General features: G+C 65.5%; 22 protein-coding genes and 1 tRNA gene. 9 read left to right on the plus strand and 14 right to left on the minus strand.

Translation table 11 applies throughout. The features are described 5' to 3' along the window. The first annotated feature begins 1 nt into the window (after nucleotide 1). Nucleotides 2-1,000, plus strand: a complete 999-nt coding sequence (meaB, locus tag RFA01S_RS12235) for a methylmalonyl Co-A mutase-associated GTPase MeaB (RefSeq protein ID WP_027497048.1) — start codon at nucleotides 2-4, stop codon at nucleotides 998-1,000. Here meaB and RFA01S_RS12240 read toward each other — a convergent pair. Together RFA01S_RS12240 and RFA01S_RS12245 are read right to left on the minus strand one after the other, a co-directional pair. Then, nucleotides 977-2,050, minus strand: coding sequence for a nucleoside hydrolase (locus tag RFA01S_RS12240; protein ID WP_032370518.1), 1,074 nt, complete (start codon nucleotides 2,048-2,050; stop codon nucleotides 977-979). The genes meaB and RFA01S_RS12240 overlap by 24 nt on opposite strands. Further along, nucleotides 2,047-2,517 (minus strand): OsmC family protein, encoded by a 471-nt coding sequence (locus RFA01S_RS12245; RefSeq protein WP_032370519.1) that lies wholly within the window; start codon nucleotides 2,515-2,517, stop codon nucleotides 2,047-2,049. The genes RFA01S_RS12240 and RFA01S_RS12245 overlap by 4 nt, the downstream gene beginning before the upstream one ends. A gap of 306 nt (nucleotides 2,518-2,823) precedes the next feature. Between RFA01S_RS12245 and proP the strand changes: the two genes are divergently transcribed. Then, a complete protein-coding gene (proP, locus tag RFA01S_RS12250) occupies nucleotides 2,824-4,254 on the plus strand; it encodes a glycine betaine/L-proline transporter ProP (RefSeq protein WP_370878783.1) in 1,431 nt (476 codons plus the stop codon). On the opposite strand, the gene RFA01S_RS12255 is transcribed toward proP, so the two are convergent. The 5 genes from RFA01S_RS12255 to RFA01S_RS12275 form a co-directional block, all read right to left on the minus strand. Continuing rightward, the gene (locus RFA01S_RS12255; protein WP_238325181.1) at nucleotides 4,243-5,571 is read right to left on the minus strand and encodes a CoA transferase; all 1,329 of its coding nucleotides are present in this window, start codon (nucleotides 5,569-5,571) and stop codon (nucleotides 4,243-4,245) included. The two genes, proP and RFA01S_RS12255, sit on opposite strands and share 12 nt — an antisense overlap. 5 nt (nucleotides 5,572-5,576) lie before the next feature. After that, a complete protein-coding gene (locus RFA01S_RS12260) occupies nucleotides 5,577-6,842 on the minus strand; it encodes a saccharopine dehydrogenase family protein (protein ID WP_032408270.1) in 1,266 nt (421 codons plus the stop codon). 38 nt (nucleotides 6,843-6,880) lie between these two features. After that, on the minus strand, nucleotides 6,881-8,377 hold the full coding sequence (locus RFA01S_RS12265; RefSeq protein WP_032370522.1) for a glutamate-cysteine ligase family protein: 1,497 nt from the start codon (nucleotides 8,375-8,377) through the stop codon (nucleotides 6,881-6,883). 134 nt (nucleotides 8,378-8,511) lie between these two features. Next, nucleotides 8,512-9,975 (minus strand): SDR family NAD(P)-dependent oxidoreductase, encoded by a 1,464-nt coding sequence (locus RFA01S_RS12270; protein ID WP_032382054.1) that lies wholly within the window; start codon nucleotides 9,973-9,975, stop codon nucleotides 8,512-8,514. Nucleotides 9,976-10,117: 142 nt separating this feature from the next. Next, a tRNA-Leu gene (locus RFA01S_RS12275) sits at nucleotides 10,118-10,203 on the minus strand. 193 nt (nucleotides 10,204-10,396) lie between these two features. On the opposite strand from RFA01S_RS12275, the gene RFA01S_RS12280 reads away from it, so the two are divergent. Beyond that, the gene (locus RFA01S_RS12280; protein WP_072692091.1) at nucleotides 10,397-11,755 is read left to right on the plus strand and encodes a M20/M25/M40 family metallo-hydrolase; all 1,359 of its coding nucleotides are present in this window, start codon (nucleotides 10,397-10,399) and stop codon (nucleotides 11,753-11,755) included. 16 nt (nucleotides 11,756-11,771) lie between these two features. Further along, complete coding sequence (locus RFA01S_RS12285) at nucleotides 11,772-12,299, plus strand: YbhB/YbcL family Raf kinase inhibitor-like protein (protein ID WP_027497057.1); 528 nt, start codon at nucleotides 11,772-11,774, stop codon at nucleotides 12,297-12,299. 63 nt (nucleotides 12,300-12,362) lie between these two features. Here the strand turns inward: RFA01S_RS12285 and RFA01S_RS12290 are convergent, their stop codons facing one another. The 3 genes from RFA01S_RS12290 to RFA01S_RS12300 form a co-directional block, all read right to left on the minus strand. Further along, on the minus strand, nucleotides 12,363-13,433 hold the full coding sequence (locus tag RFA01S_RS12290; protein WP_032408488.1) for a quinone-dependent dihydroorotate dehydrogenase: 1,071 nt from the start codon (nucleotides 13,431-13,433) through the stop codon (nucleotides 12,363-12,365). A gap of 92 nt (nucleotides 13,434-13,525) precedes the next feature. Further along, nucleotides 13,526-13,765: a DUF5703 family protein gene (locus RFA01S_RS12295; RefSeq protein WP_027497059.1), complete on the minus strand. Its 240-nt coding sequence runs from the start codon at nucleotides 13,763-13,765 to the stop codon at nucleotides 13,526-13,528. An 81-nt stretch (nucleotides 13,766-13,846) separates the two neighbouring features. Further along, nucleotides 13,847-14,872, minus strand: coding sequence for a YncE family protein (locus RFA01S_RS12300; protein ID WP_027497060.1), 1,026 nt, complete (start codon nucleotides 14,870-14,872; stop codon nucleotides 13,847-13,849). Here RFA01S_RS12300 and RFA01S_RS12305 point away from each other — a divergent pair. After that, nucleotides 14,871-15,404 carry a hypothetical protein gene (locus tag RFA01S_RS12305; protein ID WP_228139215.1) on the plus strand — a complete coding sequence of 178 codons (534 nt, stop codon included), beginning with the start codon at nucleotides 14,871-14,873 and terminating at the stop codon, nucleotides 15,402-15,404. The two genes, RFA01S_RS12300 and RFA01S_RS12305, sit on opposite strands and share 2 nt — an antisense overlap. A 21-nt stretch (nucleotides 15,405-15,425) precedes the next feature. Here RFA01S_RS12305 and RFA01S_RS12310 read toward each other — a convergent pair whose 3' ends face one another. From RFA01S_RS12310 to RFA01S_RS12325, 4 genes are all read right to left on the minus strand, one after another. Continuing rightward, nucleotides 15,426-16,259, minus strand: a complete 834-nt coding sequence (locus RFA01S_RS12310; RefSeq protein WP_032408268.1) for a heme ABC transporter ATP-binding protein — start codon at nucleotides 16,257-16,259, stop codon at nucleotides 15,426-15,428. Beyond that, nucleotides 16,256-17,323, minus strand: a complete 1,068-nt coding sequence (locus RFA01S_RS12315) for a FecCD family ABC transporter permease (RefSeq protein WP_032365790.1) — start codon at nucleotides 17,321-17,323, stop codon at nucleotides 16,256-16,258. Before RFA01S_RS12315 ends, RFA01S_RS12310 begins: the two co-directional genes overlap by 4 nt. Next, nucleotides 17,320-18,324, minus strand: a complete 1,005-nt coding sequence (locus tag RFA01S_RS12320) for a heme/hemin ABC transporter substrate-binding protein (protein WP_063216911.1) — start codon at nucleotides 18,322-18,324, stop codon at nucleotides 17,320-17,322. Before RFA01S_RS12320 ends, RFA01S_RS12315 begins: the two co-directional genes overlap by 4 nt. A gap of 64 nt (nucleotides 18,325-18,388) precedes the next feature. After that, nucleotides 18,389-19,321 (minus strand): aldo/keto reductase, encoded by a 933-nt coding sequence (locus RFA01S_RS12325; RefSeq protein ID WP_032365792.1) that lies wholly within the window; start codon nucleotides 19,319-19,321, stop codon nucleotides 18,389-18,391. A gap of 211 nt (nucleotides 19,322-19,532) precedes the next feature. Here RFA01S_RS12325 and RFA01S_RS12330 point away from each other — a divergent pair, with 211 nt between their 5' ends. The 4 genes from RFA01S_RS12330 (at nucleotide 19,533) to RFA01S_RS12345 (ending at nucleotide 22,643) form a co-directional block, all read left to right on the plus strand. Continuing rightward, nucleotides 19,533-20,363, plus strand: coding sequence for an undecaprenyl-diphosphate phosphatase (locus RFA01S_RS12330; RefSeq protein ID WP_169879437.1), 831 nt, complete (start codon nucleotides 19,533-19,535; stop codon nucleotides 20,361-20,363). Nucleotides 20,364-20,388: 25 nt separating this feature from the next. Next, the gene (locus RFA01S_RS12335; protein ID WP_032408266.1) at nucleotides 20,389-21,108 is read left to right on the plus strand and encodes a histidine phosphatase family protein; all 720 of its coding nucleotides are present in this window, start codon (nucleotides 20,389-20,391) and stop codon (nucleotides 21,106-21,108) included. 135 nt (nucleotides 21,109-21,243) lie between these two features. Further along, a complete protein-coding gene (locus tag RFA01S_RS12340) occupies nucleotides 21,244-21,834 on the plus strand; it encodes a DUF3090 domain-containing protein (RefSeq protein ID WP_027497067.1) in 591 nt (196 codons plus the stop codon). Nucleotides 21,835-21,869: 35 nt separating this feature from the next. Next, nucleotides 21,870-22,643 (plus strand): SCO1664 family protein, encoded by a 774-nt coding sequence (locus tag RFA01S_RS12345; protein ID WP_169879440.1) that lies wholly within the window; start codon nucleotides 21,870-21,872, stop codon nucleotides 22,641-22,643. Nucleotides 22,644-22,665: the final 22 nt, after the last annotated feature.

Raw genomic sequence — 22,665 nt, forward strand, 5'->3', positions numbered from 1 at the left:
TATGAACTCTCCGAACAAGGGCCGCGTCATCGACATCGATGCGGTGGCCGAGTCGGTCCGAGCGAACGAACGATCCGGCCTCGCGCGGGCGATCACGTTGGTCGAGTCGACCCGCGCGGACCATCGCGACTTGGCGCAGCAGTTGCTCCTCCGGGTACTGCCCGACGCCGGCGGATCGCACCGGGTGGGCATCACCGGGGTTCCGGGGGTCGGGAAGTCGACGTTCATCGACGCGCTGGGAATGCGGTTGATCGAACAGGGACATCGGGTCGCGGTGCTGGCCGTCGATCCGTCGTCGACGCGGACCGGTGGTTCCATCCTGGGAGACAAAACCCGGATGTCGCGTCTCGCGGTGCAGGAGAACGCGTACATCAGGCCGTCGCCGACCTCGGGAACGTTGGGCGGAGTCGCACGCGCGACGAGAGAGACCATCGTGTTGCTCGAAGCCGCAGGGTTCGACGTGATCCTGGTCGAGACCGTGGGCGTGGGCCAGTCCGAGGTGACGGTCGCGAACATGGTCGACTGCTTCACGTTCCTCACGCTTGCGCGTACCGGGGATCAGTTGCAGGGCATCAAGAAGGGCGTTCTCGAACTCGCAGATCTGGTGGCCGTCAACAAGGCCGACGGCAAGCACGCGACCGACGCGAAGAACGCGGCGCGAGAGTTGGCGGGTGCACTGCGGCTGATTTATCCGCACGATGCGATCTGGAAGCCCCCGGTGTTGACGATGAGTGCCATCGAAGGCACCGGCCTCGACGAGTACTGGAACACGGTGCTCCGCCACCAGCAGGTGCTCCGTGACGCAGGCGAGTTCGCCGAGAAGCGGCGCAAGCAGCAGGTGGACTGGACGTGGACGATGGTCAACGATCAGCTACTGCGTCGGTTGGCTCAGAGCCCGTCGGTGAAGGCAATTCGAGACGACGTGGAATCTCGCGTGCGCGACGGGTCGCTCACGGCGGCGTTGGCCGCTCAGGAGCTACTCGACGCCTTCGATTCCTGACGCCTGCTGTCCCTGCTGGGTGGGGTACAGAGTCGCCGCCAGCTCGCCGACGCGTTCGACGAGCTGATCGAAGAACGCCTGAGGATCGGCGTGGGTGGCGATGGCTGCGTTCGGAGGCCTGCCCCACATTCCGCGCCAATCCGCCACCGTCGTTCCGCGAGTGAGGGTTCCGACCAGTTCCACGTCCACGGTCGCGTGCCGGTAGGTGGCGATATCCGGTTGCACCGCCACTGCTGCGGCGAACGGATCGTGCATGTGGGCCAGGAACCCCTGATCGTGATCGCGATGGAATTCGAAGTAGAAGCGGACCGCGTCCGAGAAATGACGCACGATCGGGTTCGAGGCCGTCGATCGCGCCCCCGGCGCATCGGTCGACGAGATCAGCTCGGCCGGAACGCTTCCGGCGCGTTCACCGAGAAGGCGAATGTGCTCGGGTGTCATCTCTATGGTCTCGGTGATGTCGAGTGCGCAGACGATCGGGCGGCGGTCCTCGGGTAGTCCGGAGAAAGCGGCGAAGACCTCCGCTGCAGCCTCGGGGTCCACCGCGATGTTCCACTCGCTCGTCGGCGTCGTGTTGCCCTGATGCTGAAAAGCACCACCCATCAACACCAATCGCTTCAACAGCCGAGGCAACTCGGGGTCTCGGCGAACCGCCAGCGCGAGATTGGTCAGCGGACCGGTGACGAGACCGGTGATCTCACCCGGTCGCGAGCGAATCAACTCGATCCACATCGTGGTGGCATCGCGTGCGGACAGGTCCCGACTCGACACCGGCAGCTCCGCATATCCGATGCCCTGCGGTCCGTGCGTGTCCTCGGTGGTCATCAAAGGTGCCACCAACGGCACCTGCGCACCGAGCGACACTTCGATATCGGCCGCGCGGCACAGGTCGAGCCAGGCCAGGTTGTTCGCGGCGACCTGGTTCACCGGCACGTTACCGGCGGTGGACGCTATGCCGAGGATCTCGGCCTCGTCGGTGGCCAACAGATACAGCAGTGCGAGCGAGTCGTCGATCCCGGTGTCGACGTCGACGATCATCGGTACGGTCATGCGTTCACCCGAGTCGTCGGGTTGTGGCGGACCGGGAAGTTGACCGATCGGGCGATGAAGCACTTGGCTGCGGCCTCGGCGTGCAGTTCCTCCGCACGGGTCACCATCGAGGAATCGGCGACCGTCACTACCGGAGCCAGGGTCACCTCGACGAACTGCCCCGAGCCGTCGGATTGCTCGGTCATGACCCCGGTGGGGGAGTCGACGTAGTCGGTGACGGTCACGTGCGACGCGGCGGCCAACCCGAGGTACCACAGCATGTGGCAGCTCGACAGCGACGCCACGAGTAGCTCCTCTGGATTCCACCGCTCGGGATCGCCGCGAAAGCTCGGATCGGAACTGGCCGAGAGATCGGGTTTTCCGGGTGCCGTGACCAAATGATCGCGGTCGTATGCGGCTGCATTCGCCGTCCCGTGTCCGCGATTGCCGGTCCAGCTCACGGCCAGGGCGTAGTCATGGGTGGGCATGGGTCCATCGTGCCAGGCCGCCGTCCACCGTCGTCACGCACGCCGGGGAGACCTGTCCGTATTGCGATCAATGCGCCAATTGTCAAGGTAGTGGCCAAGATTCGATCGACCGACCTCTACCTGGGGGAATGCACGCTCGTGCGTGCCGATGTCCGTTTCGGCGTTTGTCTGCTGGTCATTGCGCTCGCTAACGTTGCTGCAATGACGGTTGCGCAAGGTCCAGAATCGCCCGAGTCGTCACCCCAGATCCCGAAATGGGGCCAGCGCCACGTACAGCGTCTGCGGCGTGACGCATTCTTCAAACGTATGCGTCGCAAGCCGGCGATGTCGGAAGAGAGCATCACGGTCGTGGACCAGCCCATGCTCAAGCGGGCCGTGTCTGCTGCGGCACTGGGCAACACGATGGAATGGTTCGACTTCGGTGTGTACGGCTACCTGGCCGCGACACTGGGCAAGGTGTTCTACCCGGACGCGTCACCCGCGGTCCAGTTGCTGTCGACCTTCGCCACGTTCGCGGCCGCGTTCGTAGTACGGCCACTCGGTGGACTCTTCTTCGGCCCTCTCGGCGACCGCATCGGACGCCAGAAGGTCCTGGCCGCCACCATGATCATGATGTCGATCGGTACGTTGGCCGTCGGCCTGATTCCCAGCTACGACTCCATCGGAATCTGGGCTCCCATCCTGCTGCTCGTCGCCCGCCTGGTTCAGGGATTCTCCACCGGTGGTGAATACGGCGGTGCCACGACTTTCATCGCCGAATATTCACCCGACAAAAGACGAGGTTTCCTCGGCAGTTGGCTCGACTTCGGCACTTTCGTCGGATACGCGATGGGGTCCGGATTGGTGACAATTCTGAATGCGGTACTGGGCGACGCCACCATGATCGAATGGGGCTGGCGCATACCGTTCTTCATTGCCGGACCGATGGGCATCATCGGTTTGTACCTGCGCCTCAAGCTGGAGGACACCCCCGCGTTCCGCAAGCAACTCGACGAGCACGACTCGAAGGTCAAGGCGCAGGAGACCGGACGCAGCTCGATCGGAAAGATCTTCACGGTCCATTGGAAAGCACTGCTCATCTGCATGGGAATCGTGTTGCTCTACAACGTCACCAACTACATGGTGACCTCGTACCTGCCCACGTACTTCACCGAGGTCGTCGGTCGCAGCCAGCTCAGCGCCGATCTGTTGGTCCTGTCCGCGATGGTCGTGGTCGTGTCCATCATCGTGGCCGTCGGTCGGCTGACGGACCGAATCGGCCGCAAGCCGGTGTTCGTGTTCGGTGCCATCGGACAGATAGTCCTGGCCATCCCGTGCTTCCTGCTCATCCAACGCAGCGGATGGATCGGACCTCTGATTGCGTGCCTGCTGCTGGGAGTGGTGCTGGCGTGCTTCGCCGCACCCAGCGCCTCCACCTTGCCTGCACTGTTCCCGACGCGCGTGCGCTACGCCGCACTGTCGATCGGATTCAACCTGTCGGTGTCGATCTTCGGCGGCACCACACCGCTGGTCACCTCGGCCCTGGTCAGTTCCACCGGCAGCACCATGATCCCGGCCTACTACCTGATCATCAGCGGCGTCATCGGTCTGATCGCCGTCGGTTTCCTCCGCGAGTCGGCTACTCAGCCGCTCGATGGTTCTCCGCCCCAGGTGGATTCGACCGAAGAGGCCAAGGATCTGTACACCGAGGCGTCTGCGCTGACCGGGAGTAGCTCCGCAGATCGGTCAGCGCGGTAACCAACCGGCCTCGTCGCTACCCCAGGCGTGAGCCGGGTACGCGTAGTCGGAGTAGCAGTCGAACACCGGTCTCGCTGCCGTCACCGAGCCGTGCGTGACCACGCACTCGGGTGGCGGTAGCGCGGCGGGGCCGTGTTCGGGGTCGCGCCCGGGAAGACCGGTCAGCCACGCCGCCGTTGCTGCGAGCGCTACGTCGACCGGTGCCGCAGTGCCCGACCCTTCTACGCGCGCCGCCAGTTCCGAGACGATTCCGGCAGCCAGCAGATAACCGCTCGCATGATCGAGCGCCTGAGCCGGAAGCCGACCGGGCCGACCGTCCCGGCCTTCCAGAACAGAGATACCGCAGGCGGCCTGAACAAGGCTGTCGAAGCCCCGCCGCCGCGACCAGGGACCCTCTGTGCCCCATGCGCTGATGTGCCCGTGGACGAGGTCCGCCCGATGTTCGAGGCCGAAACGATCGAGGGCCCCCGGCCGATACCCGGTGACGAGCACGTCGGCCGAGTCGAGCAGCCCGAGCATCCGATCGAGTCCCTCCGCCGTGTCCAGGTCCAGCAGGGCCGACCGCTTGCCCTGGCCGTTCTCCAGATGCTGCCAGGGCAGTTCCGGGTGCCGGGGCGAATCGACACGGAGCACATCGGCACCGAGAAGTGCGAGAGCGCGCGTAGCGACAGGACCGGCAATCACCCGCGTCAGATCGAGCACCCGGATACCCGCCAACGGGTAATCGGCACCCCGCGGCCGAAGCGACGAAAGCAGCCGGAACGACGGAATGCGCACTCGGGCAGCCGGATCGGCCGCACCTCGTGTAACGACCGGACCGGAGCTCGCGGCAATACCAGCGGGGTGAGCGGACCATTGTTCTTCCGTGCGGACCCGCACGGCCAGAGCGCCCGACGCCGCGCACAGCTCTTCGAGCTCGAACCCGGACATTCCGCGGAGTCGATCGCCGAACACGTCGATCGACTCCGCCGAGCCGGCGCCACCGAGGCCCACCACACCGAGCAATGCCTCTCGGTGGTGTGGGTAGTTGGCGTGGGTTCTCACCCAACCGTCGGACACCGGGAAGAAGCCGGACAGATCGGCGAAACCCTGCACCGGCTCGCCGTCGATCCGCAACACGGTGTCGCCCATGAACGACGCGGCGATACGCGCCAGGGACGCTGTCGGCGTCACCGTCTCGGATTCCGTCGTCACCGATCCCAGCGCGCTTTGCAACTGGGCGACGGCGGTGCCGAGGGCACCGACCGACTCGGCGGCGAGCGCCGCGACCGGAAGCGTCGATGCGAGATATCCAGTGGTGCCCGGCGTTCCCTGCACCGCAATCAGTTCCGCTTGGCCCAGATCTCCATGCCGGCCGCATTCAGACGGTCCACCAGAACGTCGCCCATGGCGGTTGCGGGAGTGAGAACTCCGCTGGCTTTCGGCAGTGCGTCTTTACCGAGAACCAGCGCGAGTGCGGACTCGGCGAGCATGACCGCCGTCGCCTTGTAGCCGGGGTCGCCGGACGCCTTGACCCGGGCCCGGTATCGCGCCCCGGACGTCGTCTGGGTGTACAGATCGACCGTGAAATGGCCCTTCTCTCGGGCCTTTTCACTGGGGCCGCTACCGGGCTTGGGCAGGATGCGATCGAGCACCTTGCCCGGCAGTACCGTCATGGCCGACACTCCGACGAACAGTCCTGCCGACAGTGCACCGGCGAGCACCGGGCTGACGACGGACGAGCCGACGCTCATCACCTCGCTGTACCGGAACTGCTTTCCGTAGGCCCAGTCTCGAAGTGCATTGGTACGCCGCACGACTCGTGTGTTGTACGAGGCCATCACGAACGGAGCCTTCCACCCGCGCAGGCTCGGATCGATCTTCTTTCCGTCGATGAGCACGGTATCGAGTTGGCGGCCGAGCTGGGGCTCGAGGCTTCGATCGGGGCTCAGCGAATACGGACGGGCCGCGATGCGTCTGGCCCGCTTGTCCTTCTTCATGGCCTCGATCTGACCACGGAGCGAGTCGACGGTACCGCCACTGACCCCGCCCGACATCGAGGTGACCACGAGCGTGGTGTCGGTGAGTTCGCCCGCATTGTCGGCCGTGACGGCCTCGTACAAAGCGTGGACACCGATGTCGGACGGAACCGAGTCGAACCCACACGAGTGGACGATCCTGGCACCGGTACGTTGTGCGATCTCGTGGTTGGTATCGATGCTCTCGCGAGCGAAGAGCACCTCGCCGGTGAGGTCGACATAGTCGGTTCCGGCCTCGGCGCACGCAGTCGCCAGTGGCATGCCGTACTTGGCATACGGGCCGACCGTCGTGATGACGACTCGGGACGACTCGGCCATGGATCGCAGCGCAGCGGTGTCGGAAGCGTCGGCTTCGATGACGGGCCAGTTCTGGGCGTTGGGTCCCAGTTCCTTTCGCGCTGCCTCGATGCGTCCGGTGGACCTGCCTGCCAGCGCGATACGGGTGTCGGCAGGCGCGTGTTCGGCGAGGTATTTCGCCGTCAGCTTTCCTACGAATCCGGTGACGCCGTAGACGACGATGTCGTGGGTGCGGTCGGGGCCTGAGGTGAAATCCGAGTCGGACGTAGTCATGGTTACGACACTAACGCGGACGCCGCCGGCAGCGTCGGTTAGTGGGTCCAGGTGTGCACGGGTTCTCCCGTGTCCATCCTGTCCACGTAATCTCCCAACATCCCCGCGAGAGCCTGCTCCCGAGTATCGCCGGCCCGTTCGCGCGCGACGACGGCGGCTCGCTGCCACCCCGAACCCGACTGCTTGGCCAGGCACCGCGCTTCGATAATGCCGAGATAGCGGTCACGTACGGCAGAGTCGACGCCGTACGCGGCGAGACCGGCCTCGGCCATCGGAAGCAATCGGCGCAGTACCAGCTCCTGCGGACTCACCCAGCCGACCTCGGGCCAGTAGAGCATCGAATCGAACCCGCCGCGCGCCGCGGAGTGCACGTTCTCCTCGGCGGCATCGAACGACATCTGCGACCACAGGGGCCGATCGGCATCCGCGAGAGCCCGTACGGTGCCGTAGTAGAACGCGGCATCGGCGAGGGTGTCGACGACTGTCGGTCCGGCAGGCAGAACGCGGTTCTCGAGCCGGATGTGGTGCCCGTCGCCGGATCGATCGTAGATCGGCCGGTTCCACCGGTACACGGTTCCGTTGTGCATCCGCAGTTCCGACAGCGACGGTGTATCACCTCGGGCCAGAGCGGCTTTGGGGTCCTCTTCGCTGCACACCGGGAGCAGGGCGGGGAAGTAGCGCGAGTTCTCCTCGAACAGGTCGAAGATCGAGGTGATCCATCGCTCCCCGAACCACACTCGCGGGCGAACTCCCTGGTTCTTGAGTTCCTGCGGCCTCGTATCGGTGGCCTGCTCGAACAACGGTATGCGGGTCTCGTGCCACAGTGCACGCCCGGCGAGGAACGGCGAATTCGCGGCGAGCGCAACCTGAACACCCGACAACGCCTGTGCGGCATTCCAATACGACGCGAACTCGTCAGGGGCGACTTGCAGATGCAGTTGGACGGACGTGCAGGCCGCTTCGGGCAGAATCGTGTCGGTCACGATATCGAGGTTCTCGGCGGCCGCAGACCCGGGCAGACGCACGCCCGCGATCTTCAGTTCGATGTCCTCACCACGGGCGGCGAAGATCTGCTGGTTCAGTAGGTCGTATCGCGGATTCGCCGACAGCCAGCGGTGTTCGAAGTGTTCCTTCGTCAGAGTCGGGAGCATGCCGATCATGGCAAGTCGACTACCCGAGCCACGGGCCCGCTCGTCGGCAGCATTCAGCGATCGCCGCAGATCCGTCTCCAACTCGGCGATCGACGAGCCCCGCAGCGGTCGAGGATCGACGTTGATCTCGATGTTGAACTGGCCCAGCTCGGTCTGATAATCAGGATCGGCGATGGCGTCGAGTACCTCGGCATTGGCCATCGACGGTGCCATGTCCTCGTCTACGAGGTTGAGCTCGATCTCCATGCCGATCTGGGGTTCGCCGACCTGGAACGTCTCGTCGGCCAACATGATGGCCAACGCGTCTAGACAGTCCTGAACCTTCTGCCGAAACTGGTGTCGGTCCTGTCTGGTGAACTTTCGGCGTTCGACATCCTCGCCCATGGTGACCGCCTCACGCTGTGTCTCGGTGCCGTTCGCTCACGCGAGACGGCGTCGTTTCCGAGTATCGCAGCCCGGGGTTGCTCCGGGGCATCCACGTGCAGAATCGCCCGGAGGAACGACCCCGGGGCCGATCGTCACCAGGGCGAGGGCTGGTAATCCTTGAGGAACGAGCCGTACAGATCGACTCCGAGTTCGCCCTGCACGATGGGGTCGTACACCCGCGCAGCACCGTCGACCAGATCCAGCGGCGCGTGGAAGCCCTCGTCGGCCAGCCGCATCTTGGTGGGGTGCGGGCGCTCGTCGGTGATCCATCCGGTGTCGACGGCGGTCATCAGGATGCCGCTCTCCACCATCTCCTTGGCACTGGTGCGGGTCAGCATGTTCAATGCCGCCTTGGCCATGTTGGTGTGCGGATGCCCCGGGCCCTTGTATGCCCGACCGAACTGACCCTCCATGGCAGAAACGTTGACCACATACTTGCGTCGAGCCTGTGACGCCTCCATCGACGCGCGCAGGCGTGAGACGAGGATGAACGGTGCCACGGAATTGCACAGCTGCACTTCGAGCAACTCGACCGGATCGACCTGCTCGACGGTGTGAATCCAGCTGTTGGTCTCGGCGAGGTCGGGCACCAGGCCGCCCGCGTCGATCGCCAGTCCGTTCTCGATGCGCTCCGCTGTCACCGAACCCGCCACCATCGCCAGAGACGCGACGTCGTCTGCACTCAGAGTCGCCGAGACCTGCTGACCGCCGATCGCCGTGGCCGGCAACGAGCTGGCCAACGACGCAGGGTGGGCGTCGCTGGTCTTGCCGAACGTGATCCGTTGCGGCCCGGCACCGTCGGTCAGTGCCGCGGGCAACGGTTCCGCTTCGGCGTCGGCCAGCGCGCTGTACGAGCCGGGGGAGCGCTTGACCGTCTGCGCAGCATTGTTGATCAGGATGTCGAGCGGTCCCTCGGCGGCGACCGAATCGGCAAGTGCCACAACCTGAGCGGGGTCTCGTAGATCGATACCGACGACGCGCAGGCGGTGCAACCACTGATCGCTGTCGTCCATCGCAGCGAACCGGCGCACGGCATCGTTGGGAAAACGCGTGGTGATCGTCGTGTGTGCGCCGTCGCGGAGCAGCCGAAGGGCGATGTACATGCCGATCTTCGCCCGACCTCCGGTCAGCAGTGCTCGCCGGCCGGACAGGTCGGTTCGTGCGTTGCGTTTGCCGCGGTTGAGCGCCGCGCACTCGGGACACAGCTGGTGGTAGAACGAATCGACATCGGTGTAGCGCTGCTTGCAGATGTAGCACGGGCGCGCCCTGATCAAGGTGCCCGCGATCTCACCCTCGGCGCGCGAGGTGAGGGACAGACCTGCGGTCTCGTCGTCGATACGATCCGGGGATCCGGTCGCCGTGGCCGCCACGACTGCCCGGTCGGCTGCGTTGACGGCGTTGCGTGCGGCAACGCGTCGAGCACGCTTGAGATCTTTGAACATGGCACCGGACGCCCGCTGGACGGCGATGGAATCCGGATGGTTCTTGTCCAGCTCGGCGGCTTGTGCGAGCACCCGCAGACACGTGTCGAGATCGGTGGGGTCGATCGAGTCCATCTTCAGTCTCCTAGCATCGGCCCGGTCGAGCCGTCGACGTGAGAACAACGAAAAAGACCCCGATTCCGAAGAATCAGGGTCAGTTTCGTCTGTCTCAACTCAGATCTTTGAAAATCTTTGTCTGTGAACAACATTCAGACGGTGTCCGAGGGGGGACTTGAACCCCCACGTCCGTTAATAGGACACTAGCACCTCAAGCTAGCGCGTCTGCCATTCCGCCACTCGGACATGTGCGACCGTTGCCGCATATTCTCTTGTTGCTCTCACAGCTGGTCGCTGTGCGCTGCGTAAGATTATCCGACGGGTTCCCGATAACCCAAATCCCCACGTCAGTTCATGCGTCGAGCGGTTTTCGGTGGTGCCCCGACCCCTCGGTGATGGTAGGAACGACGATGTGGCAAACGATTCGAACGATCCCGAAGTGAGCAATGCCCGAAGCCGAGGAGAACGCGCTCCCACCGTCGCTCTCGACGAAGTGGTGGAGCTGGTCAGCTCTCTGATCAGGTTCGACACCTCGAACACCGGCGAACTCGACACCACGGTCGGCGAGAAGGAATGCGCCGAATGGGTGGCGAGCAAGCTCGAAGAGGTGGGGTACGAGACCGAGTACGTCGAATCCGGTGCCCCCGGACGCGGCAACGTCTTCGCCTGGCTGCGCGGTGCCGACTCGTCCCGTGGAGCTCTGCTCGTACACGGACACCTCGACGTCGTCCCGGCCGAGCCGGCCGACTGGAGTGTGCACCCGTTCTCCGGAGCCGTCGAAGACGGCTACGTCTGGGGTCGAGGTGCCGTGGACATGAAGGACATGGTCGGGATGGCACTGGCGCTGGCCCGCCAGTTCAAGTCGAACGGCACGGTTCCGCCCCGCGACATCCTGTTCGCGTTCCTCGCCGACGAGGAGGCAGGCGGCAAGTACGGATCGCACTGGCTGGTCGACAACCGACCGGATCTGTTCGAGGGCGTGACGGAGGCAGTCGGCGAAGTCGGCGGGTTCTCTCTGACGGTCGCTCGACCGGACGGCACCGAGAAGCGGCTGTACATGGTCGAAACCGCCGAGAAGAGTCTGGCGTGGATGCGGCTGACCGCGAAGGCGCGGGCCGGACACGGATCGTTCCTGCACGACGACAACGCCGTGACCTACCTGGCCGAGGCCGTCGCGAAACTGGGCAATCACACATTCCCCCTGGTGCTCACCGAGTCCGTATCGCAGTTCTTGCAGGCGGTCTCCGAGGAATCCGGACTCGACTTCGATCCGACGTCACCGGACATCGACGGGACACTGCTCAAACTCGGCAGCATCGCCCGCATCGTCGGCGCGACCCTGCGCGACACGGCGAACCCCACGATGCTCTCGGCCGGCTACAAGGCCAACGTGATCCCGCAGACCGCGACGGCCGTGGTGGATTGCCGCGTGCTGCCCGGACGCCAGGCGGCCTTCGAGAAGGAGGTCGACGAACTGATCGGCCCGAATGTCGAACGGGAATGGATCACCAAGCTCGAACCGTACGAGACCACGTTCGACGGGGATCTCGTCGACGCGATGAACGACGCGGTCCTCGCGCACGACCCCAACGGCCGCACCGTGCCGTACATGTTGTCCGGCGGCACCGACGCAAAGGCGTTCGCGCGCATCGGAATTCGTTGCTTCGGGTTCGCTCCGCTCAAGCTTCCGCCCGAACTCGATTTCGCGGCGTTGTTTCACGGCATCGACGAACGAGTACCCGTGGAGTCGTTGGAGTTCGGCACACAGGTGCTCGAGCACTTCTTGTTGCACAGCTGATACGAAAGGAACCATCGTGGCGTACAACCCATACGACTCGCTTCCGGACCTACCGTCCTTCGAGTTGACGTCCGAGGATGTGCAGGACGGCAAGCCCCTGAAGGCCCAGCAGGTCAGCGGAATCATGGGAGCCGGTGGACACGACAACTCCCCGCAGCTGTCCTGGTCCGGGTTTCCCGAGGGCACCAAGAGCTTCGCGGTGACGGTCTACGATCCCGACGCACCGACCGCCTCGGGGTTCTGGCATTGGGCCGTGGCGAACATTCCGGTCGAGACGACGTCGCTGGTCTCGGGAGCAGGCGACGACGGTGGAACCGGGGTGCCCAGTACGGCCGTGACGCTGAAGAACGACGCGGGCCTGTTCCGGTACATCGGTGCTGCCCCACCCGCAGGCCACGGCCCACACCGCTACTTCATCGCGGTGCACGCCGTGGACGTCGATCGGCTCGAAGTCGACGAGACGGCGACCCCGGCGTACCTCGGGTTCAACCTGTTCTCGCACGCCATCGGACGTGCCGTGATCACGGGCACCTACGAGGCCTGATCTGGGTCTCGTCGTGCGCGTTTTGCGTACCTCTGGGTACGCAAAACGCGCACGACGGGGGTGTCAGTGCCTGTTCTCCGAACCCACTGCGTCGGCCAGACGAGCGAATCCGTGCTGCTCGAGTCGGGACAGCAGACCACGGTTGATGTTCCTGATCCACAGCGGTCCGCCGTAGATGAACCCGGTGTATCCCTGCACCAGGGACGCACCGGCAACGATACGTTCCCAGGCCTGCTCTTCCGTTTCGATTCCTCCCACCGAGATCAGCGTCAGCTGCGTCCCGACCCGGCGGTAGAGGCGCCGAATGACGTCCAGCGAGCGAGCCTGCAGTGGAGCACCGGACAGCCCGCCTGCACCGATGGCCGCGACCGCCTCCGCGTCGGTACGGAGTCCGTCGCGAGAGACAGTCGTGTTGGTCGCCACGATGCCGTCGAGGCCGAGTTCGACAGCCAGATCAGCGACGGCGTCGATGTCCTCGTCGGACAGGTCCGGCGCAATCTTGACTAGAACCGGCACCGACACCACCGACTGCACAGCAACCAGAATCGGCCGCAACGACTCGACGGCCTGCAGATCCCGTAGACCCGGCGTGTTGGGGGAGCTGACATTGACGACGACAAAATCTGCCAGAGGGCCTAGCAAGCGGGCGCTGGTGGTGTAATCGGCGGCGGCATCCGCCGGCTCGACGATCTTCGTCTTGCCGATGTTCGCACCGATGGGAATCCGCGTTCTGCGCGAACGCAGTTTCGCGGCCGCGTACTCCGCACCGTGGTTGTTGAAGCCCATCCGATTGATGATCGCGCGGTCGAGAGGCAGCCGGAACAGACGAGGCGTCGGATTGCCGGGTTGCCCCTGCGCAGTCACGGTGCCGATCTCGGCGAACCCGAACCCCAGCGGGGCCCACGCATCGATGCCATCGGCGTTCTTGTCGAACCCGGCCGCAAGCCCGAGGGGTGCCGGAAACTCGATGCCGAATGCCGTCGAACGCAACCGCGGATCGTCGACGACGAACAGTGCACTTGCCAGCTTACGAAGCGGAGGAAGCGCCGCAACAGCCCTGAGAACACCGAACGCGAGGTGATGAATCCTCTCCGGCGATACGAGGAACATCAGGCGCAACAGGACGCGGTACAGACGGTCTCCCACGGTCTTCTTTCCGGTCGGTACTTCAGGGTCGGTACTTCAGGGTCGTTGTTCGGAGTCGATCGGTGCTGCCGTCGAGCCGGTCAGATTCCGGGCTCCGGCACATGATGTGCGGTCTTCTTGCGCTTGAGCAACACGCGGCGACTTCCGTCGGTGTACAGACGTACCCGAGACAGCTCCCAGCCGCCGAATTCGGCCTGAATCGCGAGCCGCATCGATGCGGTCACGCGAGTGACGTCCGGTGGCAACCGGAGAGGGACGTACTCCCAGTCGTCGGACGGGGACACCTCCCACCCGACGGGCATCTTCGCTCGGCCCGGCATCGAATTCTCGTGTGCGTTCACGTGCCTCCACCATTCTCGAGGGTCGTTCCTGCGGGTACCGTCTCCTGCCGATTCAGCAGGTCAACGGCCCGCGGCGGGGATGCGCTGCAGCCCGTCCCCGGTCGCCGATCCCACGTACAGATCGCCGGTATCCGCGTCGACGGCAACCGAGTTCGGCTGTCGCACAGTGGGCAACCGTTGCGCCTCGACCGGAATTCCGGTGTCGAGTGTGTACCCGACCACCTCGTTGCGAGCCGGCAAGGTGACCCATGCAATACCGGATTGTTCATCGTAGGCGATCGCCCAGGGCGCGGACCCGACCGGAAACCGTTGCCGCATCAGCAGATCGTGCGAGGTGAAGACCAGCAGCTCGGTGCCGGTCGAGTCGGTGACCAGAAGTCGTCCGTACTCGTCGCTGGTCATCTCGGCGGCGCCTTCGCCCGCGCGCAGGGCCACACCGAGGGTGTCGTCGTCGAGGTTCAGATCGGTGATCGAGGTCTGGCGGCGATCGAGTACCGAGACACCGTCCGGTGTGCTGGCCAACGCGTCGGCCGAGGTCACGCCCGGTCCTGAGACCGTGCTCGTCACCTGTCCGGCGGCGTCGAGAATGCGGATACGCCCGGTGGCGTCACCGACCGCCGTGGTGCCGTCGGGTAGATCGGCAGCCGACAGAGTCCGGCCGTCGACGGGGGTATCGGTGCGCTGAGCGTCTGCCACGGTGATCCTCGAGAGAACTCCGTCCATCGGAACCAAGACACTCGAGTCGCGCCCGGCGACCAGCTCTGCAGCGGATCCGCCCAGATCCACCACGCGGGGCTCGCTCGACGCCTCCCCGTCCACCAGGCTCACGGTGGTCGACGCGTCGGTCAGGGCAACCAGAGTGCGCGTTGCAGAATCGAAAGTCAGTGCGTCCACGGGAGCGAAGGCGCGGACGACTCCGGCCGGAGCCACTGCAGTCGCGGGGGACAAGGCCGGCGGCTGCGGCTCGACGGAGATCTCGTCGGCGTTCTCGTCCTCGCTCGAGCAACCACCCAAACCGACGAGTGTGACGACGGCGAGCGCGGACGCCACTGCCGTCCTGGCCGTACGTGCCGACGGTGTTCGCATGGAACCGAACCTACTTCCTGTGGTGACTGCCCCTGGTAAGGCGCTGCCACATCTGTACCAGCGCGCGTCGACCTCGGCGAAATCGACAGCCCGGGACTCGGTGCCGTTCGTCGGGGGCGCGGAGACGGTAGCGTGTTCGATCGGCATCGAATTCGTGAACGAGCACGACATGGGAGCGGATGTGGGATCCGAAGGAACGCACTTCGTGGTCGAGGAAGTGAATGCGGGTACGCACGCCAACGGCTTCGGCAGAACCGACGACGGACGCGCGTTCGCGTTCAGAGTGCAGCGCAGCACGCTCTACGTGAAGATCTATCGGGCCGATGTCGTGTCGGCCGTGCCGGATCGAACCGAAGTGGACGCCGTCGCCGAGCACTCGGTCACCGAGATCGATCTGACCGACGAACGCAGCATCATCGGGGTGGTTCGTGACGCAGTCGCTCACGCTCAGCAGCTGTCGGATGTGTCACTGCGAGACACGGCAGTCCGGGCCTTCTTCAATCGCGTCAACTCTGCGCTCGAGGGTTTCTGAACCCTGGTCGTTCCGCAGGCTTCACTCCTGACCCCGCTTCGGGATCACCAGTTGCTCACCGGTGACGGGGTGGTCGAAGACATCGACCGGGTGTCGGTAGATCCGGCCGAGCCGCTCGGCGGTGAGAACCTCCCGGGGCGGTCCCGTAGCCACCAGCTCGCCTGCGTCGAGAATCGCGACCCGATCGGCGTAGGCCGCAGCAAGCCCCAGATCGTGCAGTACGACAACCACGGCACGACCGGACGCGGCCAGTGAACGCACCACGGCCATCACCGACTCCTGGTGTCCCACATCGAGCGCCGCGGTGGGTTCGTCGAGCATGATCGTGGCGGTGCGCTGTGCCATGACACGGGCCAACGCGACTCGGGACTGCTCACCGCCGGATAGGAAACCGAACGGACGTCCGGCGAATTCGGACACGTCGCAGGCGGCCATGGCGGCGGCCACCTGCGCGTCGTCCTCGCGTACCGCCGACGTTCCGGTCCACGGAGCTCGGCCCATCCGCACGATCTGCTCGACGGTGAATGCGAACCCGATCGCGTGCTGTTGCGGGAGCACGGCGCGTCGTCGCGCGAGGTCGACCGGCCGGAAGCGGGACAGTGGTCTCTCGCCGAGCAGTACCGATCCGGAACTGGGCTCGGTGTCTCCGGACAGGACCGACAGCAACGTGGACTTACCCGCCCCGTTCGGGCCCACGAGAGCCAGAATCTCTCCGACGACGACCTCGAGATGCACGTCGTTCAGAACGGCCCGGTCACCGCGGTGTGCGCCGACCCCCACGGCGACCAGGGTGCGTGAACCCGGTGTCGGGTCGGCAGGAATGTCGGAACGGTGTCCACCGAACTTCCCGATCATGCCCAGCCGCCCTGACGAGCCCGGGTGCGGCGCAGCAGCCAGAAGAAGAACGGTGCGCCCGCCAACGAGGTCACCATCCCGAGCGGAAGGTCGACGTTCGCCACGAGCGTCCGCGTGACGAGATCGGCCCCGAGGAGGACCACGCCTCCCGCGAGTGCGCTGGCAGGGATGAGTACCCGGTGCGCCGGACCGAGCACCATGCGCATGGCGTGGGGTACCACCAGACCCACGAACAGGATGATCCCGGTGAACGCCACTCCGGACGCGACGAGCACTGCGACGACCACGATGGCGAACTGACGCAGGCGCTCGACGTTCACGCCGAGATGGCGCGCCACGTTCTCACCGAGTGCGAGCAGGTCCAGTCGGCGGGCGATCATCGACGACGCTCCGATCCCGACCAAGGCCAGCGGACCGACCACCGCGACCGACTGCCACGTGGCACCGGCAAGGGATCCCAACTGCCAGAAGACGATCTGGTCGCGAGCGGCCGGGCTGGCGACGAACGTGAAGAACGCGATCACGCCGCCGGCGAACGCATTGACGGCGACTCCGGTGAGGATGAGGGTCACCACCTCGGTTCGGCCGGCATTGCGAGCCAGGAAGTAGACCGCAATCGTGGTGACGAGTCCGCCCACGAAGGCTGCGAGCGCAACGGTCCAGACCCCGGCAAAGCTGCCGCCCAGGACGAAGACCGAGCTCGCACCGACAGCCGCGCCCGACGACACGCCGACGACACCGGGTTCGGCGAGAGGGTTGGCGAACACACCCTGGAGCAGTGCACCCGCGCATCCCAGACAGGCACCGACGAGCATCGCGAGGGTCAGCCGAGGAAACCGGACCTGCCAGAGGGTCACCTCGCCGCTGGGGTGAGCGGGCATCGGGCCGATGTCGAGGCCCACCCGATGCGTCAGACTCCCCAACACTTCCGCCGGAGTCGTCGGTACCTGCCCTACGACAGCCGACACCAAGGCCAGGACCAACAGCGCGACCGCCAGCACGACGAACGTCGAGACCACCCGCGTCGTACCCGACCGCGACCGCGCAGACGACACGTCGCTCATGAGGCAGGTTCGTAGACGGCCTTCGACAATGCAGCCAGCACCTTTCCGGTGTTCGGACCGAAACTGAGAACGGTGCCGTCGTCCATGTCGACCACCCGACGCTGCTGGCCGGCGGGCGTCTGCGCGATACCGGGTATCTGCTCGAGCCCGTCGATCCCGCCGATCGATTGCAGCCCCTTGGTCATCATGAGAATCACGTCGGGTGCCGCAGCGATGAGTGCCTCACTGGTCACCGGGACGAACTGTTCGGTCAGACCCGATTCGACCCCTGCATCCCGAGCACCGATCGCCTCGATGAGAGCGTCCGCTCCGGAACCCGGACCGGCGAGCATCTTGATCGCCGGACCACGCATGTACAAGAACGCAACCTTCAGCGGCTCGTCGGATCGGGGCGCGTTCTGTGTCGCGGCGGCAATCTCTTCGGTTGCCCGTTGCGCCAGTGCGGAACCGGCGTCGGGAACCCCGAGAGCCGCCGCAACAGCGTCGATCTGTCCTGCTACCCCGGCCAGAGTTCGAGCGGGGTCGAAGTAGACGACCGGAATTCCCGCGGCCCGAATCTGATCCTGGACAGCGCGCGGGCCGATACTGGTGTCGGTCAGGACGACCGTCGGCGACAGCGCGAGAATGCCTTCGGCACTGAGCGAGTGGCCGGTAGGGGTGACGTCGGGTACGTCTGCTGCCGCGGGAAACGACGCCGAGGTGTCGCGCCCGACGAGATTGTCGCCGAGTCCGAGCGCGAACACCGTTTCGGCGAGGGTGCCGTACTGGTCGGCCGCCACGATCCTGCTGTTGTCCGAAATCGTGACGGGCACGCCGTCGAAACCGGTGACGGTGACCGGTAGTTCGGCAGCCGGATCGACCGCGATGGGCTCCGGATCGGGGTCGTCGACGACGGCGGTGCGGGGGCCGATCGTGCCGGAGTCCGGTGCCGCGGAGTTGTTCACCGAACACGACACCAGCAGTCCGGCCGTCAGCAGCGCGGCGGCGAGGCGTTTGACGATCACGACCATAGGTTAGCCTGCCCGACCTTCAGGTGACCTCACCCAGGCCGAGCAGCACCTGCGATCAACCGCTGACGTCGTCCAGGGCCGACGTGATGGCCGCCGGCAGTTCGAGCTCCTCGGCCATCAGAGCACCCATCAACTGGGCCAGATCGCGGGCACCGACGATCGCACTGCTCACCCCGGGACGATCACGGGCCCACGCAAGGGCGACGACCAGGGGAGAGGTGGCAAGACCATCGGCGGCCGTGACCGCCGCATCGACGACACCTACCGCCGAGTCGGTCAGGTACGCATTCACCGCGTCGGCGTGTAGCTCGTCGGCCCCGCGCGAATCGGCCGGAATCCCGTTGCGGTACTTACCCGTCAGGACACCACCCGCCAGGGGAACCGCCGCGAGGATGCCTATGCCGTGGTGCAGGGCGGCGGGAACCAGTTCGTCCTCGATCCCACGGGCCAACAGTGAGTACTCCGCCTGCGTCGACACGATCCGTCCGATACCGGCCGCACCGGCAGCCGTGGCCAACTGCCAGCCCAGATACCCGCGGGCACCGGTGTAGCGAACCCGTCCACTCGAGACGGCGTAGTCGAGTGTCGCCGCCACCTCGTCGACCGGGGTCATCGGATCCCACGTGGCTACCTGCCACAGGTCGAGATAGTCGGTACCGAGCTCACGCAGCGTTGCGTCCAACTGACCGAGCAGTCCGCGCCTCGAGCAATCGACGTGATACCGGCCGTACCGCGAACCGACCCCCGCGGCACTGCTGATCACCAAGTCCTGTCGAGGAACCACATCGTCGAGCAACTCCGCGAGTACTCGCTGAGCTCGACCGTCGCCGTACGCCGGAGACGTATCGACCAGGGTGCCGCCCGCCTCGGCGAACGCCGACAACTGCGCCGCAGCGTCGTCCCCATCGGTCCCGCTGCCCCACCCGAGAGTGCCGAGGCCGAGCCTCGACACCCGAAGTCCGCTGGTGCCGACCGATCTCTGCTTCATATGTGCCGAATGTCCTTTTGCCTGTGATCGTCGGGTTCGTACTGGCCTGCCGCCAGTGCACAGTAGTGCGCCGCGCCGCTCGGTGCGCAAGTGCCGCGCCGGGTACGGTCGTCCCCGTGAATCGCGAATCCAGGGGGCGGGCACTCGCCCACGCGCCGGCAACAATCGAATCGTCCACTTCGACGCTGGGACGGGGCGCCGCATGATCGACATGACGTGGCTGCAGGCGATCATCCTCGGCGCAGTCCAGGGACTGACGGAGTTCCTCCCCATTTCCTCTTCCGGGCATCTGCGAATCGTGTCGGGGGTGTTCTGGAACGAGGACGCCGGCGCGTCGTTCACCGCGGTGACGCAGCTGGGTACCGAAGCCGCTGTCCTGCTGTTCTTCTGGCGCGACATCGTCAGAATCATCAAGGCCTGGTTCGTCGGATTGCGCAGGAAAGAAGAACGGGGTCTCGATTACCGTATGGGGTGGTACGTGATCATCGCCACCATCCCGATCGGCATTCTGGGTCTGTTGTTCAAGGATCAGATCCGCACCGGTGCGCGCAATCTGTATCTGATCGCGTTCATGCTGATCGCTTTCGCCGTAGTCATCGCCGTCGCGGAGAAGCTGGGCCGTAAGGAACGGCCGATCGAGGAACTCACCACCAGGGACGGCATCTTCATGGGCCTCGCTCAATGCCTGGCGCTGATTCCCGGAGTGTCCCGCTCCGGAGCCACCACCAGCGCCGGCCTGTTCCTCGGACTCGAACGCGAAGCTGCAGTGCGGTTTTCGTTCCTGCTCGCCATCCCGGCCGTCACGGCGTCCGGCTTGTTCTCGCTGCCCGACGCCTTCGAGCCGGTCGGCTCCGGCCTCGCCGCGTCGGGACCACAGCTGCTGGTGGCCACGATCATCGCGTTCGGCCTGGGTTATGCCTCGATCGCCTGGCTGCTCAAGTTCGTCGCGAACCATTCGCTGTACTGGTTCGTCGGTTACCGCATCGTGCTCGGTGTCGTTGTTCTGGGTCTGCTGGCCGGCGGGGTTGTCTCGGCTACGTGAACCGTTCCTCGTTAGGCTCGGAGCAATGACAGTCATCTTGCTTCGCCATGGACGTTCGACGTCGAACACTGCGGGCACGCTCGCAGGTCGGAGCGAAGGGGTGGAGCTCGACGACCGGGGCCGAGAGCAGGCACAGGCGGTTGCCGAACGGCTGGGGGTCCTCCCGGTCGTGGAGATCGTGCGCTCTCCGTTGTTGCGGTGCGAGCAGACCGTGGAACCGTTGGCCACTCGGTTGGGGCTGACTCCGATGGTCGAGGACAGGATCGTCGAGGTCGACTACGGACAATGGACCGGTCGAACCATCAAGAAGCTGCTGGCCGAGCCGCTGTGGAAGGTCGTTCAGCAGCATCCGTCCGCGGCGGTGTTCCCCGAAGGCGAAGGCTTGGCTACGGTGCAGCAACGCGCGGTCCAGGCGATACGGGAGCACGATGCGCGGCTGGCCGCCCACCACGGCCGGGATGTGCTGTGGGTGGCCTGCTCTCACGGGGATGTGATCAAGTCGGTGCTGTCCGATGCGATGGGTGCCCATCTCGATTCCTTCCAGCGGATCGTTGCCGATCCGGCGTCGATCAGCGTCGTGCGCTACACCTCGACTCGGCCGTTCGTGTTGCGGACCAACGACACCGGATCCGACTTGAGCGTGTTCGTGCCGAAGGCGGAAGAGCCGACGTCCGACGAAGCAGGCGCGAAACCCGACGTTGCAGACTCGTCCGATGCAGTGGTGGGCGGCGGCGCGGGCACCTAGAGATGCCGGTTCGCCGCCGATCTCCCGATCGGTGGCAGGCTGGAGGGCGAGCAATACCGTCCACGGTCGATCTGTGGCCGATAATGGAAGTTCGCGATTCGTTTCGCGGAGCTTTTCGAGTCGTTAGGAGGTGCAATGCCGCGCGCCATACACGTTTTTCGCACCCCTGATCGTTTCGTCGCCGGGACCGTAGGTGAGCCGGGTGACCGAACGTTCTTTCTCCAGGCGGTGCACGATGCCCGAGTGGTCTCGGTCGCGTTGGAGAAGCAGCAGGTACAGGTGCTGGCCGATCGAATGGGACTGCTGCTCGAGGAGGTGCAGCGTCGCTTCGGTACCGATGTGCCGACCGAGGAGGCCGAGACACTCGACACCAGCCCGTTGGTGACCCCGATCGACACCGAATTCAGGGTCGGCACGATGGGGTTGGGTTGGGACGCCGATGCCAATGCCGTCGTGGTGGAGTTGTTGGCCGTCAGTGAGGTCGAGGTCGACGAATCCGTCGTGCTCGACGACACCGACGAGGGCCCCGACGCGGTTCGAGTGTTTCTGACACCCGTTCAGGCTCGCGAGTTCGCAGCGCGGTCCGAGCTGGTCGTGGCGGCCGGCCGAGCGCCGTGCCCGCTGTGCGGCCTGCCGCTCGCCCCCGAGGGACACGTCTGCATCAGGACGAACGGCTACCGCCGCGGTGCCACCTTCGGTCCGGTGACAGAGGTCGACGAGTCTTGACCGTCGAACTACCTCCCTTCGAGGGCCGCGAGACCATGGAGACCGGCGAGCTGACTGTGGTCGGCCGGGTGGTTTCGGCGTCCAACGCCACCCTCGTGTGCGAGGCGGGCGACGGCGACTCGGCAGTGCGGTGCGTGTACAAACCCGTGCGCGGAGAGGTGCCGCTCTGGGACTTTCCCGACGGCACCCTCGCCGGGCGGGAGGTGGCGTCGTACGAGATCTCCGAGGCGCTCGGGTGGGGCGTGATTCCGCCCACGGTGCTGCGCGACGGTCCGTTCGGTCCCGGCATGGTGCAGAAGTGGATAGATACTCCCGAGGAGCGGGTCGAGGGCCGCGTGGACCTGGTCGACATCTGCCGTCCCGATCTCGTTCCGGCGGGCTGGATTCCGGTGTTGCAGGCCTACGACGGCGATGGGGAAGAGATCGCTCTGATCCATGCCGACGATCCACGCCTGCAGCGGATGGCGGTTCTCGACGTCATTCTCAACAATGCAGATCGCAAGGGTGGGCATGCCCTCGAAGGTCTCGACGGTTATGTCTACGGGGTGGATCACGGCATCTGCCTGCACGCCGAGAACAAGCTGCGCACGGTTCTCTGGGGGTGGGCAGGCCAGGCGGTCGACGATGCTCTGATGGCCGACGTCGTGCGGTTCGTCGAGACCTTCGACACCGTCATCGCTCCACGGCTGGTCGACAAGATAACGCTGGCCGAAACCGTTGCGGTGTTGGATCGGGCCCAGCAGCTGATCGCGCGCCCGGTCATGCCGGAACCTCGATCGAGCAGACCGATACCGTGGCCCGCCTTCTGAACGGGCTCGGATAGGCTCGGCT

This window comes from Rhodococcoides fascians NBRC 12155 = LMG 3623 (assembly GCF_001894785.1).
Taxonomy (GTDB): Bacteria; Actinomycetota; Actinomycetes; order Mycobacteriales; family Mycobacteriaceae; genus Rhodococcoides; species Rhodococcoides fascians.